Origin of the sequence: Rathayibacter sp. VKM Ac-2760 (genome assembly GCF_009834185.1) — a bacterium.
Taxonomy (GTDB): domain Bacteria; phylum Actinomycetota; class Actinomycetes; order Actinomycetales; family Microbacteriaceae; genus Rathayibacter.
The window spans coordinates 2625948-2639456 of record NZ_CP047173.1 but is presented as its reverse complement, the minus strand read 5'-3'; the positions used below and the strand labels follow the sequence as shown (position 1 = coordinate 2639456).

The window sequence follows — 13509 nt, the reverse complement described above, 5'->3', positions numbered from 1 at the left end:
CGTGCTCACCGTCCAGCTCCTCATCGCGGCCCTCGCCCTCGTCGCCGTCGGCGGCTGGCTCGCCGCGACCGACGCCGCCCTCGGCGTCCTCTCCCGCAGCGACCTGCTCGAGATGGCCAACCACTCGCGCAGCTCGCGCGCCCTGCGGGCCATCGCCGGCGACATGAGCGCGCACGTCAACGTCGTCAACTTCACCCGGATCGCCGCGGAGACCACCGCCGCCGTCTTCGTCACCACCGTGCTCATCGTCGTCGTCGACGCCCGCTGGCTGGCGCTCCTGCTGGCGATCCTGATCATGGCCGCCGTCTCGTTCGTCCTGGTCGGCTCCAGCCCGCGCAGCGTCGGCCGCGCTCATGCGCGCGCCGTGCTCGGCTCCAGTGCCTCGTTCGTGCACGTGCTGCGGGTCGGGCTCGGCCCCGTCGCGCACGGTCTCGTCGCGCTGGGCAACCGGGTCACCCCGGGCACCGGTCGCTCGGCCGGCTTCTCCTCCGAGGAGCAGCTGCTCAGCATGGTCGACGAGGCGACGGAGCAGTCCGTCCTCGAGCAGGACGACCGCGAGCTGATCCACTCGATCTTCGCGTTCAACGACACCCTCGTCCGCGAGGTGATGGTGCCGCGCACCGACATGGTCACGATCGAGGGCTCGGCGTCGGTCGGCGCCGGCATGGGACTGCTGCTCAGCCGCGGCATCTCGCGACTGCCCGTGATCGGCGAGGGCGTCGACGACGTGCTCGGCGTGCTCTACCTCCGCGACGTCGCCCGGCACACCTACGAGCGGCCGGACGACGCCGACTCCGCGGCCGATCTCGCCCGCCCGGCGCTGTTCGTGCCGGAGTCGAAGAAGGCGGACGAGCTGCTGCGCCAGATGCAGCTGGAGTCGAACCACCTCGCGATGGTGGTGGACGAGTACGGCGGCATCGCCGGCCTGGTCACGCTCGAGGACCTGATCGAGGAGCTCGTCGGCGACATCTCCGACGAGTACGACCGCGAGGTCGACCTGTTCGAGGAGACCGAGCCGGGCGTCTACCGCGTCTCGGCCCGCCTGCCGGTCGACGAGCTGGGCGAGCTGTTCGAGCTCGACCTGGAGGACGACGACGTCGACTCCGTCGGCGGACTGCTGACCAAGGCCTACGGCCGCCTGCCCGAGCGCGGCGCGACCGCGCGGATCGACGGCGTGATCCTCGAGGCGGAGCAGGCGGATCCCCGCCGCGGCACCATCTCGACCGTCATCGTCCGGCGCGATCCCGACTACGATCCCTCAGGCGAGACCGGCACCGGACCGGTCGCGATCGTCGCCGAGACAGACCACCAGGACGAGGACGCACGATGACCGACCCCAGCACCCCCACGATCCCCTACCGGGCGGGCTTCGTGTCGTTCGTCGGCCGCCCCAACGTGGGCAAGTCCACCCTGACCAACGCGCTGGTCGGCGAGAAGATCGCCATCACCAGCTCGAAGCCGCAGACCACCCGCCGCGCCATCCGCGGCATCGTGCACCGGCCGGACGGCCAGCTCATCGTCGTCGACACCCCGGGCATCCACCGCCCGCGCACGCTGCTGGGCGAGCGGCTGAACTCCCTCGTCACCTCGACCCTCGGCGACGTCGACGTGATCGGGATGCTCTTCCCGGCCGACGAGCCGATCGGCCCCGGCGACCGCTTCATCAACGAGCAGCTGGAGGCGTTCCCGCGGGCCCGCAAGGTCGCGATCGTCTCGAAGGTCGACCTGTCCTCCAAGAAGTCGGTCGCGAAGCAGCTGCTCGCGGTGTCCGAGCTGCGCGAGTGGGACACCATCGTGCCGATCTCCGCGGTCACGGAGGAGCAGCTGGACGTGCTCGCCGTCGAGCTGCTGCGCCTGATGCCCGTCTCGCCCGCGCTCTACCCGGAGGAGGCCGTGACCGACGAGGACACGGGCTCGCGCATCGCCGAGTTCATCCGCGAGGCCGCGCTCGAGGGCGTCTCGGACGAGCTCCCGCACTCGCTCGCGGTGACCCTCGACGACATGGTCGAGCGCGAGGACGGCTCCTTCATCGACATCTACGCGAACGTCTTCGTCGAGCGCGACAGCCAGAAGGGCATCATCATCGGCAAGGGCGGCCAGCGCCTGCGCGAGGTGGGCGCCGTCTCCCGCGAGCAGATCGAGCGGCTGCTCGGCCGTCGCGTCTTCCTCTCCATCCGGGTGAAGGTCGCCAAGGAGTGGCAGCGCGACCCGAAGCTGCTGGGACGCCTCGGCTTCTGAGCCTGCCGTGATCAGGGGCGCCGAGCCCGGGGGAGGATCAGCGTCACCCTCCGGGACGACGCCGACGTCGCGGTCCCCGCGTAGCGTGGGGCTCATGCGTGCGCTCCTGGATCGTCCGGCGACGCTCCCGATCGTGGGGGCGCTGCTCGCGGTCCTCCACCTCGGCCTGAGCGCCGCGGGTCCGATCGCACCGGAGCACCTCAGCGGAGGCCTCCTCCTCGCGCTCGGCGTGGCCCTCGCGGCGTTCCTGCCGGCCCTCGCGCCGTCGCTGGTCGCCGTCGGAGCCGTCACCGGCGGCGGGATCCCGCTGCTCGGAGTGCCTGTCGACGGTGTCGTGGTGGGTCTCGTCGTCCTCTGGTCCACGGCGCGCCGACTCGGGCCCTGGACGCGGACGCTGACCCTGGTCGGCGCCCTCCTGCTCGCGGGCGTGGCCGGACTGGTCGCCGCGCTGACCGGGACCGAGCAGCTGCTGCCCGAGGGAGCGAGCGCCGACGCGGTCCTGCTCTTCCGCGCCGTCACGGCGCTGATCGTCGCCGCCCTCCTCGCCGGCGTGATGGTCCTCGCCTGGCGCGCCGGACTGCGCCGGCCGGTCGGACCGGACGACAGGATCGACGCGCTCCTGGTGCGGGTCGCCGGCCCTCAGGACGGCTTCGCCGTCGGCGCGGCCGGCTGGCAGGCGCTCCTGCTGCTGCTGATCTCCACCGTTCCGTTCGCCGCCCCCGACGGCTCGCTCCAGCCGGTCGTCGGCGGAGTGCTGGCGGTGGCGCTGGTCCTGCACCGCCGGGCGCCGGCGCTCTCCCTGGCGATCGCCTGGGGTGGTGCGCTCCTGCAGATGGGCCTGCAGCTGGCGCCGGGACCGGCCGACCTCGCGATCCTCGCGGTGCTGTTCGGCACCGGTGCGTCCGAGCGGCGCCGGGTGCGTGCCGCGGGAGCGGTCTCCGCGGTGCTCGGCGCCGTCGTCGCCGTCGCCTACCTGCTCGTGGTCTTCGGCCTGATCGACAACACCGTCTCGCCGATCCTCACCGGGGGAGCGGTGTTCGGCGGGATCCTCGCGACGCTCGGTCTCTCCTGGACGGTCGGCCTGCTCTCCCGCTCCGTGCGGCGGGCGCGCGAGGGGCAGACCCTGCGTGCCGAGGCCGAGCGCGAGCGCGCGGCGGCGCAGCGCGAGCTGGACACCGTCGAGGAGCGCAACCGCATCGCCCGCGACATGCACGACGTCGTCGCGCACTCGCTCGCCGTCGTGATCGCGCAGGCGGACGGCGCCCGCTACCTCGGCGCGGCCAGCCCGGCGCAGACCGACGCCGCGCTGCTGACCATCTCCTCCGTCGCCCGCGACGCACTCGGCGACGTGCGCGTCCTCCTCGCGCAGCTGCGGCACAGCCAGAGCGACGGTCCGCAGCCCGAGGCGCGGGATCTGCCGGCGCTGCTCGAGAGCGTCGCGGGAGCGGGGACGCAGCTTCGCTCCGAGCTCGAGGTCGACCTCGAGACCGTGCCGCGCGGCATCGGCCTCGCCCTCTACCGCATCGCCCAGGAGGCGACGACCAACGCGCTCCGGCACGGGCGGCCCGGTTCGCCGCTCGACGTCGCGCTCCGCCGCGAGTCCGGCGAGATCGTCCTCACCGTCCGCAATGCGCGCTGCGCCGACACCGAGGCCGCCGCTCGCGTGCCCGGGGAGGGCCACGGCCTCGTCGGCATGCGCGAGCGCGCCGCACTCGTCGGCGGGGTGCTCCGCGCCGGCCCCGAGGGCGACGACTTCGTGGTCGAGGCGCGCCTGCCCGCCGCAGCCCCCTCCGTCTCTCCCGCCCCGCCCGTCGCCTCTGGAGGCCACCCCGCATGACCGACACCATCCGCCTCGTCCTCGTCGACGACCAGGCGCTGTTCCGCGCCGGCATCCGCATGCTGCTGAGCTCCCAGCCGGACCTCGAGGTGGTCGGCGAGGCGTCCGACGGCGCGGAGGGCGCCGTCCTCGTCGGCGAGCTGGCGCCCGACGTCGTGCTGATGGACATCCGGATGCCCGGCGTCGACGGGATCGAGTCGACGCGCCGCATCCTCGCCGATGCCGCGGAGAAGGGCGTGGAGCCGCCGCGCATCCTGGTGCTGACCACCTTCGACCTGGACGAGGCCGCCGCCCGCGCGATCCGCGCCGGGGCGAGCGGGTTCCTGCTCAAGGACACCGAGCCGGGCTTCCTCCTCGCCTCGGTGCGCACCGTGCACGCCGGGACCGCGGTCGTCGCCGCCTCGGCGACCCGCGAGCTGTTCGAGCACTTCGGCGCACCGGGGAGCGGCCGCGAGACTCCGGCCGCGTTCGGCACGCTGACCGACCGCGAGCGCGAGATCTTCCACCTCGCCGCGCGCGGCCTCAGCAACACCGAGATCGCGCGCGCGGAGTTCCTCAGCGAGGCGACCGTGAAGACGCACATCAGCCGCACCCTCGGCAAGCTCGGGCTCCGCGACCGGGTCCAGCTGGTCGTCTACGCCTACGAGAACGGACTCGTCGCCTGAGCCGCACCCTCGTGCGTCCGGGGATGCCGCGCGGCCGGGGCAGTGCTACCGTGGTCGCGTGCGCATCGGTCTGCTCCTTCTTAGCCGCCGCGACGAGATCTGATCCTCAGGCCTTCCTCGTCGCGGAGTCCGTCGTCGGCTGAACCAGACCCTTCGTCACCACAGACCACCCGCGTGGTTCGATCCGCATCCGGATCCCCGCGAGACGAGAGACAGGCGCGTTCCCGCGCCAGGAGAGCATCCTCATGAAGAACACCCAGAAGCCGTCGTCGCTGCCGATCGGCAAGTACAAGCCGTTCCACGAGCAGATCGTCGTCGAGCTGCCCGACCGCACCTGGCCGGCCAAGCGCATCACCACGGCGCCGCGCTGGTGCGCCGTCGATCTGCGCGACGGCAACCAGGCGCTGATCGACCCGATGAGCCCCGAGCGCAAGCGCATCATGTTCGATCTCCTGGTCCGGATGGGCTACAAGGAGATCGAGGTCGGCTTCCCGAGCGCGAGCCAGACCGACTTCGACTTCGTCCGCAGCCTCATCGAGGAGGACGCGATCCCGGAGGACGTCACCATCCAGGTGCTGACCCAGGCGCGCGACCACCTGATCGAGCGCACCTACGAGTCGATCCGCGGCGCCCGCCAGGCGATCGTGCACCTCTACAACTCCACGAGCGTGCTGCAGCGCGAGGTCGTCTTCCGCAAGGACCGCCAGGGGATCATCGACATCGCCCTCGCCGGCGCCCGCAAGTGCCGCGAGATGGAGGCGTCCGTGCCCGGCACGGTCGTCTACTACGAGTACTCGCCCGAGAGCTACACCGGAACCGAGCTCGACTTCGCCCGCGAGATCTGCGACCGCGTCGTCGAGGTCTTCGAGCCGACCCCGGAGCGCAAGGTCATCCTCAACCTGCCCGCCACGGTCGAGATGGCCACGCCCAACGTCTACGCCGACTCGATCGAGTGGATGTGCCGCAACCTCGCCCAGCGCGAGAACATCATCGTGTCGCTGCACCCGCACAACGACCGCGGCACCGCGGTCGCGGCCGCCGAGCTGGGCTACCTGGCCGGCGCGGACCGCATCGAGGGCTGCCTCTTCGGCAACGGCGAGCGCACCGGCAACGTCGACCTGGTCGCGCTGGGCGTGAACCTGTTCACCCAGGGGATCGACCCGCAGATCGACTTCAGCGACATGGACGGCATCAAGCGCACCGCGGAGTACTGCAACCAGCTGGCCGTGCCCGAGCGCAGCCCGTGGGCGGGCGACCTGGTCTTCACCGCGTTCAGCGGCTCGCACCAGGACGCGATCAAGAAGGGCTTCGAGGCGATGGAGGCGGAGGCCGAGCGCACCGGCGTCAGCCGCGACGAGCTGACCTGGGCCGTGCCGTACCTGCCGGTGGACCCGAAGGACCTCGGCCGCTCCTACGAGGCGGTCATCCGCGTCAACTCGCAGTCCGGCAAGGGCGGCGTCGCCTACCTGCTGAAGACCGACCACGCCCTGGACCTGCCGCGTCGACTGCAGATCGAGTTCTCCGCGGTCGTGCAGGCGAAGACCGACGCCGAGGGCGGCGAGGTCACCAGCGAGCAGATCTGGTCGATCTTCCAGGACGAGTACCTGCCCGCGCCCGCGCACCGCGCCGAGGACAAGTGGGGCCGCTTCGAGCTGGCCCGGACGAGCACCTCGAGCGATCTGGGCGGCTCGATCGCGCTCGACGCCGTGCTGCGCGTCGGCGACGAGACGGTCACCGCCAGCGCGACCGGCAACGGCCCGATCAACGCCTTCGAGGCCGTGCTCGCGCAGCACGGCGTCGAGGTCCGGGTCTTCGACTACGTCGAGCACGCTCTCAGCGCCGGTGGCGACGCGCTGGCCGCCTCCTACGTCGAGTGCTCGGTGAACGGCCGCACCCTGTGGGGCGTGGGCGTCGACGCCGACATCTCGACCGCGTCGCTCAAGGCGATCGTCTCCGCCGTCAACCGCGCCCTCCGCGAGGAGGCGCCCGACCGCGTCCTGGCGACGGCCTCGGCCTGACCCGTACATGTTGGTCGAGTAGCCCGCGCAGCGGGCGTATCGAGACCCACGCTCATGTGACGGTGGGTCTCGATACGCCGCGTTCCGCGGCTACTCGACCAGCAGGAGGACGCCGCGTTCCGCGGCTGCTCGACCAGCAGGAGGACGCCGCGTTCCGCGGCTGCTCGACCAGCAGGAGAACGCCGCGTTCTACGGCTGCTCGTAGGGCCGTGGCGCAGTGCCGTCAGGCGCGGCCCTGCAGGATGAGGTTCCAGTACACCCACGGGAGCAGGTAGCGGTCGGCGACGAACGTCAGCCGTCGCTCCTTCGCGAGGCCCTTCCAGAACGGGATGGTGGGCTTCGGGCGGTAGCGGTCGTCGAACTCGGCGAAGACGACTGTCGAGCGCGAGACCACGAACGGGCAGACCGAGTAGCCGTTGTAGACCTGCGGCAGCGGCTTCCCCTTGCGGGCCGCGACCAGGTTCTTCGCGAGGGTCTTCGTCTGCTGGCGCAGCGCTCCGCCGGACTTCGAGTTGGTGGTCGCGGCGGCGTCGCCGAGCGCCCAGACCTCGGGGTGCCGGGGATGGCGCAGCGTCAGCGGGTCGACCTCGACGAAGCCGCCCGTGCTCCCCTCCGCCACGAGCCCGGTGCCCGCGAGCCAGTCCGGCGCGGACTGCGGCGGGACCGCGTGCAGGACGTCGTAGGAGAGCGACTCCCGCTGCTCGGTGCCGACGTGCCCGGCGTCGTGGTCGACACCCAGCTGCGCGTTCCGGCCGTCCTCGCCGGCGATGACGACGGTGCGCTTCTCGGCGTCCACCTCGACCAGCTCGCGGCTGTAGTGCACGTCGATCCCGTACTCCGCCACCTTGCGCTCGAGCTCCGCGTCGATCAGCGGCATGCCGAACATCGTCGGCGTCGGCACGACGAGTACGACGTGGATGTCGGCGAGCACGCCGATCTCGCGCCAGTAGTCGCAGGCCAGGTACATCGGCTTCTGCGCCGCACCCGAGCAGGTGGCGGGCCCGCTGGGCTGGGTGAACACGACCGTGCCGGAGCGGACGTCGCGCAGCACGGCCGACGCCTTCCGCGCGTAGTCGAACTCGTAGTTCGAGACGCCGACCGGCGACGCCATCGCCTCCGTCAGCCCGGGCACCGCGTCCCAGTCCTTCTGGATGCCGGGGCAGACGACGAGGTCGCCGTAGGAGACCCGCCGACCGGAGGCGAGGGTGACCGACTTCGTGGCGGCATCGATCGCCTCGACACGGTCCCGGATCCAGGTCACGCCCTTCGGCGTCACCGAGCCCTGCGGCCGGGTCGCCTTCGACGCAGGAGCGGTGCCGCCCGCGACGTGGGAGAACATCGGCTGATACAGGTGCGTCTCGCGCGGCTCGATCACCGCGACGTCGTCCACGCCGTAGCGGCGCAGTCGGCCGGCGACCGAGAGCCCCGCGTTCCCCCCGCCGATGATCAGCACGTCGTGTCGGTCGGTCGTGGTGCCCGCAGCGGTCATGCCGCCACCCTAGGTCGGACCTCCGACACGGGCGCGGGCTTCCGCGAGCCGTCCCGACGTGCATCCCCGCCGTCAGCCGCGCCGCCGTCAGCCGCGCCGCCGTCAGCCGCGCTTCCGCCAGCCGAGCCGCGGGACCCGGCTCAGCGCGCGCTGCTCGGGCAGGCTCCAGCCGTAGCGCACCGCGAGCAGCCGGATCACCGCGGTCACCGCGACCGCGATCGGTGCGGCGTAGTCGATCACCATGCCGAACCGCAGCGCCACCACGAGCACCACCGTGCCCGCGGTCGCCGCGATCGCGTAGAGCGAGCCCACGTGCATCAGCGCGATCGGCCGGTTGAGCAGGATGTCGCGGATGACCGACCCGCCGACCGCCGAGACCGTCCCGACGAAGACCGCGGGCACCTCCGGCACGCCGAGCGAGAGCGCCTTCGTCGTGCCGATCGCGCCGAAGAGGCCGATCGTCAGCGCGTCGAGCGCCGTGATCGTGCCGTCGACCCGGTTCAGCAGGTGCTGCAGCAGCATCCCGAACAGCGACGCCGTCACCGCGACCACCAGGTAGGCGTTGGTGTGCAGCGCGACGAGCGGAGTCTGCAGCAGCAGGTCGCGCAGCACGCCGCCGCCCAGGCCGGTGGCGGTGCCGATGATCGTCACGCCCAGCAGGTCGATCCGCCGGTCGCGGAACTCGCCCGCGAACATCGCGCCCTGCAGGCAGCCGATGGCGATGGCGAGGAGGTCGGCCCAGGCGGGGATCTCGAAGAGGGAGGCTGCCACGCAGTCATCGTTCCACGGCGCGGAGGGGGAGTGCGGCGGCACCGCCCGGTGTCAGGGGTGGGGAGGATAATCACTCCCATGCCCACCTATCGTGACGAGGCCGTCGTGCTGCGCACCCACAAGCTGGGCGAGGCCGACCGCATCGTGACGCTGCTCTCGCGGAGCCACGGCAAGATCCGCGCGGTCGCGAAGGGCGTGCGGAAGACCGGCTCCAAGTTCGGCTCGCGGCTCGAGCCGTTCATGGTCGCCGATCTGCAGCTCTACGAGGGCCGGAGCCTCGACATCGTCACCCAGGCCGAGTCGCTCGGTGCGTACGGAGCGATCATCGCCGCCGACTACGACAGCTACACCGCCGCGAGCGCGATGGTCGAGACGGCCGACCGCCTCACCGACGCCGACGCCTCGCTGCAGCAGTACCTCCTGCTCGTCGGCGCCCTGCGCTCGCTCTCCAAGCACGAGCACGAGCCGGTGCTGACCCTCGACTCCTACCTGCTGCGCGCGCTGTCGATCGCCGGCTGGGCGCCGAGCTTCGAGGACTGCGCCCGCTGCGGCGCGCCCGGCCCGCACGGCGCCGTCGTCGTGCAGCTCGGCGGCGTCGTCTGCGAGGACTGCACCCCGCCCGGCGCCCCGCGGGTCGCCCCGGAGGTGGTCGTCCTCCTCGGCGCCCTGCTCACGGGAGACTGGGGGCACGCCGAGTCCACCGAGCCGTCGATCCGCTCGCGGGCGAGCGGCGTGGTGGCCGCGTACACCCAATGGCACCTCGAACGCGGACTGAGATCTCTGGAGCACGTCACCCGATGAAGCCCTTCACCCACCGGGACGCCGAGCCGTTCCGCCCCCTCGACTGGACGGGCGTGCACCCGCCGCAGCTGCCGCGGAAGGCGGTCCCCGAGCACGTCGCGATCGTGATGGACGGGAACGGCCGCTGGGCCAACGCCCGCGGGCTGACCCGGGTGGAGGGGCACAAGCGCGGCGAGGCCTCGCTGCTCGACGTGGTCGCGGGGGCGATCCAGATCGGCGTGAAGCACCTCAGCGTCTACGCCTTCTCCACCGAGAACTGGAAGCGCTCGCCCGACGAGGTGCGCTTCCTGATGGGCTTCAACCGCGACGTGCTGCACCGCCGACGCGACCAACTCAACGAGTGGGGCGTGCGGGTGCGCTGGGCCGGCCGGAAGCCGAAGCTGTGGGCGTCCGTCATCACCGAGCTGCAGTACGCCGAGACGCTGACCGCGGGCAACGACGTCCTGACCCTCACCATGTGCGTCAACTACGGCGGCCGCACCGAGATCGCGGACGCTGTGCAGCGGATCGCGGCCGACGTCGCGGCGGGCCGGCTGAAGCCGTCCGGCATCACCGAGAAGACGATCGGCAAGGCGCTCTACCAGCCCGAGATGCCGGACGTCGACCTCTTCGTGCGCTCCTCGGGCGAGCAGCGGACCAGCAACTTCCTGCTCTGGCAGAGCGCCTACGCCGAGATGGTCTTCCTCGACCGGCTGTGGCCCGACTTCACCCGCGAGGACCTCTGGGGCGCGATCGAGCACTACGCGGGCCGCACCCGCCGCTTCGGCGGTGCCGTCGACGTGCCGGGGTCCGCGACCTGAGCCGGGCGGCCGCTCGACGGGCCGCCGCTCGCCGGGCCACTGCTCGCCGGGCCACTGGTCAGTGGTCCGTCTCGCACCGGGTCGGATCGGCGGGGAGCGCTCCGGAGGCCAGGTAGGCGTTCGCGACATCCGTCGCGCACGTGGAGTCCGCGTACAGGGCGCCGTGGCCGTCCGCGTCCACCTCGAGGAGCGTGCTGTTCGTCAGCTCGGTCTCGTGCAGGCGACGCGCATCCGCGAGCGGCGTGGCGGGGTCGTGCAGAGTGGAGACGATGAGGATCCTGTTCCCGCCGGTGGAGGAGAGCGCCGGGTCCAGTCGCTCGTACTCGCCCCACCGATCGCAGTCCCGCGGGGAGCCGTCCTCCTCCTCGAGGATCCCGAGCACCCCCGTGCCCGCCTGCTGCTCGCTCTGCGCTCCGGCGGCGTCGTCCGCTCCCGGGATCGCGCAGACGACGGCGTAGTCGAGGGCCCGATCGACCTCGGAGTCGTCGGTGCTCGCGACGGTCGCGAGCGCGTCCGCATCGCCGGCCGTCACTCCGCGGAGGACGGCGACGGTCGCGCTCCACGAGGACCGGGGCCCGTACGCCTGCGTCAGCAGGTACGAGGCGAGTTCGCGGCCACCGACCTCGGTCTCCTCGCCGTCCGGGCCGGTCGCCCGCCGGGGCCGGTCCGCCAGCGTCCGCACGAGGGCCGTCAGCTGCTCGGTCGCCTCCGGCCGGTCGCCGGTGAACGGGCAGGCTCCGAGGGCGCCGGACGTGCAGGCCTCGAGCAGCCTCCCGACGCTCTCCTCGAACCCCTCGATGTCGCTCGTCCGGATCATGGACGCGGTGTCCGCGACGCTGTCCAGGATCATCCGGCCCACCCTGTCGGGGAACAGCGTCGCGTAGACGCTGCCGACGTAGGTGCCGTAGGAGACGCCGTAGAAGTCGAACTCGTCCTGCTTCAGTGCCTGCCGCAGCAGTTCGTGGTCCATCACCAGGTCGGTGGTGGAGGCGTGGGTGGCGAACGGGCTGGCCGTCGAGCACTCCTCCACGGCTCCCTCGCTGTCGTCGTCGATCGCCTCGGAGTCGCAGGCGAGGTCCGTCTCCTCCGTGAGTCCCCGCGGCTCGATCCCGATCACGTCGTACGTCTCGAAGACGGGAGCGGCGGCCGGCGTGAGGGCCAGGCTGAGAGCCATGCCCGCGGCCGAGCCGCCCGGTCCTCCCGGGTTCACCATCAGGACCTGGTCGTGGGCGCCCCCTCGCGAGGCTCTGACGAACCGGAGGACGAAGGAGTCCGAGGTGTCGGGCCGGCTCCAGTCGATCGGTGCCGTGAGCGTGCCGCACTGCGCGCCCACGCCCTCCAGATCGGGGATCGCCTCCGTCGGGCAGTCGGACCAGGACAGATCCGCGTGCCGGGAGAGCCAGGACGACACCTGCGCGCCGGGCCCGACCGTGGAATCGTCGACCGTCGCGGGTGCGCCCGCGGTGCAGCCGGACAGCGTCATCGCCACGAGGCACCCCAGGGCGTTCATCGGGTGGTTCTTCATGCGGTTCCTCTCTCGGGCGTCAGGACGGGCCATCAGGACGGGCCATCACGACCGGGTCGTCACGGCGGCGCGCGAGTGGCGAGCGTAACGACGCGGATTCCGGGGGCGCGGGGCTGTCGCGTCGTCGACGCTGTTCCGCGCTGGTCGGGCTGCGGCGGGCCTAGAATTGTCGGCCCGATTCCGTGCGGAACGCCTCGCCGGGCCTCCGGACGCGCCGACGGCCCCTGCCAGGATGGAGGCATGACGGCTGTCCTCGAGGTCCTGCTCCCCACGACGAATTCCTGCTCCGGCGAGTCCCGGCAGCGGGCGGTGGCGGCGTGAGCGCCGGACGGATCCTCCGGGTGGGGCTCGTCGGCTTCGGACTCGCCGGCCGGGTCTTCCACTCGCCGTTCCTCGCCGCGGATCCGTCCTTCACGGTCGTCGCCGTCGCCACCTCGGACCCCGAGCGCGCCGCCGCCGCTGCCGCCGCGCATTCGGGCGCCCGGATCGTCGCCGGCCTCGACGCGGTGCTGGCCGAGCGGCCCGACCTCGTCGTGCTGGCCACGCCGCCCTCGGTGCACCGCGAGCAGGCCGAGCAGGTGCTGAGCGCCGGTGTCGCGGTCGTGATCGACAAGCCGTTCGCGCCGAGCACCGCCGACGTCGATGCGATCCTCGCGGCGTCGGAGGCGGGCGGAGCGCCCGTCTTCGTCTTCCAGAACCGCCGCTGGGACGCCGACCTCCTCACCGTGCGGCGCCTGCTGCGCGAGGGCGCGCTGGGCGAGGTGATCCGCTTCGAGTCGACCTTCGAGCGCTGGAGTGCGCCGAAGACCGGCCGCTGGCAGGCCGAGATCGCCCCGGAGCAGGGCGGCGGCATCCTCTTCGACCTCGGCAGCCACCTCGTCGACCAGGCGCTCCTGCTCTTCGGACCGGCCGTGGTCACCGCGGCCGAGACCCGAGTGGTGCACGCGGGCAGCGCCGCCGAGGACGACGCCTTCGTCTCCCTGCTGCACGAGAGCGGTGTCCGCTCCCACCTCGCGATGAGCCGGGTCGCCCGCGCCTCGGCGCCGCGCTTCCGCGTGCTCGGCACCCGGGCCGCCTACTCGGTCGACGGGCTCGACCCGCAGGAGGCCGCGCTGCGCGGTGGTGCGACCCCGCTCGACGACGGCTTCGGTGTCGTCGGTCCGGGGGCGGACGGCGTGCTCACGGACGAGCGCGGCGGCACCGTCGTGCCCAGCGAGCGCGGGCACTACGCCGCGTTCCTCGCCGGAGTCGCCGCCACTCTGCTCGACGGCGCCGCGCCGCCGGTCGACGTGCGGGACGCCAGGGCCGTCGTCGCGCTGATCGAGCAGGCGCACGCCCTCGCCGCTCGATGACGCACGACGCGCC

Annotated in this window: 11 protein-coding genes; 8 read left to right on the top strand and 3 right to left on the bottom strand. The window is 72.5% G+C overall.

All coding sequences use genetic code 11. From position 1 onward, the window contains the following. Position 1: 1 nt before the first annotated feature. From GSU72_RS11980 to leuA, 5 genes are all read left to right on the top strand, one after another. On the top strand, positions 2-1330 hold the full coding sequence (locus GSU72_RS11980) for a hemolysin family protein (RefSeq protein ID WP_159985220.1): 1329 nt from the start codon (positions 2-4) through the stop codon (positions 1328-1330). Beyond that, positions 1327-2238 carry a GTPase Era gene (gene era, locus GSU72_RS11975; RefSeq protein ID WP_159985219.1) on the top strand — a complete coding sequence of 304 codons (912 nt, stop codon included), beginning with the start codon at positions 1327-1329 and terminating at the stop codon, positions 2236-2238. The genes GSU72_RS11980 and era overlap by 4 nt, the downstream gene beginning before the upstream one ends. A 94-nt stretch (positions 2239-2332) precedes the next feature. After that, complete coding sequence (locus tag GSU72_RS11970; protein WP_159985217.1) at positions 2333-4075, top strand: histidine kinase; 1743 nt, start codon at positions 2333-2335, stop codon at positions 4073-4075. Beyond that, a complete protein-coding gene (locus tag GSU72_RS11965; protein ID WP_159985215.1) occupies positions 4072-4740 on the top strand; it encodes a response regulator transcription factor in 669 nt (222 codons plus the stop codon). Before GSU72_RS11970 ends, GSU72_RS11965 begins: the two co-directional genes overlap by 4 nt. Before the next feature lie 245 nt (positions 4741-4985). After that, complete coding sequence (leuA, locus tag GSU72_RS11960; protein WP_159985214.1) at positions 4986-6758, top strand: 2-isopropylmalate synthase; 1773 nt, start codon at positions 4986-4988, stop codon at positions 6756-6758. 223 nt (positions 6759-6981) lie between these two features. On the opposite strand, the gene GSU72_RS11955 is transcribed toward leuA, so the two are convergent. Both GSU72_RS11955 and GSU72_RS11950 read right to left on the bottom strand, forming a co-directional pair. Then, complete coding sequence (locus GSU72_RS11955) at positions 6982-8247, bottom strand: FAD-dependent oxidoreductase (protein ID WP_159985213.1); 1266 nt, start codon at positions 8245-8247, stop codon at positions 6982-6984. Positions 8248-8349: 102 nt separating this feature from the next. Then, positions 8350-9018 carry a TRIC cation channel family protein gene (locus tag GSU72_RS11950; RefSeq protein ID WP_244255781.1) on the bottom strand — a complete coding sequence of 223 codons (669 nt, stop codon included), beginning with the start codon at positions 9016-9018 and terminating at the stop codon, positions 8350-8352. Positions 9019-9096: 78 nt separating this feature from the next. Here GSU72_RS11950 and recO point away from each other — a divergent pair, with 78 nt between their 5' ends. Beyond that, the gene (gene recO, locus GSU72_RS11945) at positions 9097-9819 is read left to right on the top strand and encodes a DNA repair protein RecO (RefSeq protein ID WP_159985211.1); all 723 of its coding nucleotides are present in this window, start codon (positions 9097-9099) and stop codon (positions 9817-9819) included. Then, a complete protein-coding gene (locus GSU72_RS11940) occupies positions 9816-10619 on the top strand; it encodes an isoprenyl transferase (RefSeq protein WP_159985209.1) in 804 nt (267 codons plus the stop codon). Before recO ends, GSU72_RS11940 begins: the two co-directional genes overlap by 4 nt. Before the next feature lie 58 nt (positions 10620-10677). Here GSU72_RS11940 and GSU72_RS11935 read toward each other — a convergent pair whose 3' ends face one another. After that, the gene (locus GSU72_RS11935; protein WP_159985207.1) at positions 10678-12144 is read right to left on the bottom strand and encodes an alpha/beta fold hydrolase; all 1467 of its coding nucleotides are present in this window, start codon (positions 12142-12144) and stop codon (positions 10678-10680) included. Positions 12145-12461: 317 nt separating this feature from the next. Here GSU72_RS11935 and GSU72_RS11930 point away from each other — a divergent pair, with 317 nt between their 5' ends. Then, a complete protein-coding gene (locus GSU72_RS11930) occupies positions 12462-13496 on the top strand; it encodes a Gfo/Idh/MocA family oxidoreductase (RefSeq protein WP_244255779.1) in 1035 nt (344 codons plus the stop codon). Positions 13497-13509 lie beyond the last annotated feature (13 nt).

Coding starts and splice junctions, on each gene's coding strand:
- era (WP_159985219.1), top strand. CDS start 1,327: ATGACCGACCCCAGCACCCCCACGATCCCCTACCGGGCGGGCTTCGTG.
- GSU72_RS11970 (WP_159985217.1), top strand. CDS start 2,333: ATGCGTGCGCTCCTGGATCGTCCGGCGACGCTCCCGATCGTGGGGGCG.
- GSU72_RS11965 (WP_159985215.1), top strand. CDS start 4,072: ATGACCGACACCATCCGCCTCGTCCTCGTCGACGACCAGGCGCTGTTC.
- leuA (WP_159985214.1), top strand. CDS start 4,986: ATGAAGAACACCCAGAAGCCGTCGTCGCTGCCGATCGGCAAGTACAAG.
- GSU72_RS11955 (WP_159985213.1), bottom strand. CDS start 8,247: ATGACCGCTGCGGGCACCACGACCGACCGACACGACGTGCTGATCATC.
- recO (WP_159985211.1), top strand. CDS start 9,097: ATGCCCACCTATCGTGACGAGGCCGTCGTGCTGCGCACCCACAAGCTG.
- GSU72_RS11940 (WP_159985209.1), top strand. CDS start 9,816: ATGAAGCCCTTCACCCACCGGGACGCCGAGCCGTTCCGCCCCCTCGAC.
- GSU72_RS11935 (WP_159985207.1), bottom strand. CDS start 12,144: ATGAAGAACCACCCGATGAACGCCCTGGGGTGCCTCGTGGCGATGACG.